Annotated in this window: 1 protein-coding gene; it reads left to right on the top strand. The window is 51.4% G+C overall.

All coding sequences use genetic code 11. The annotated features are described in order from the left end of the window. The coding region (locus BG74_RS11380; protein WP_187202763.1) for a rod shape-determining protein at window positions 1-142 on the top strand (142 nt) is incomplete at its 5' end. Window positions 143-296 lie beyond the last annotated feature (154 nt).

The raw sequence follows: 296 nt of genomic DNA, 5'->3' as shown, positions 1-296 counted from the left end.
TAATCTCGATCGCTTGCTGATGGAGGAAACCGGAATTCCCGTGGTGGTAGCAGAAGATCCGCTTACCTGCGTCGCCCGCGGCGGCGGCAAGGCGCTGGAGATGATCGATATGCACGGCGGTGATTTCTTCAGCGAAGAATAACCTATCTCGAAAAAGGGGAAACCCTCCAAGTAAATACTGCAATAGGCTGTCCCGGACAGCGCCTCCTTTGTTTGTTGAGGAAAACGCATAGCTTATAAAGCCGATTTTCAGCAGAGACCCTTCTATGCAACTGCGACTTTTTCTGGCGATAACG

The sequence above is a fragment of the Sodalis-like endosymbiont of Proechinophthirus fluctus genome, assembly GCF_001602625.1.
GTDB lineage: Bacteria > Pseudomonadota > Gammaproteobacteria > Enterobacterales > Enterobacteriaceae.
This window is presented reverse-complemented; position numbering and strand designations above follow the sequence as displayed.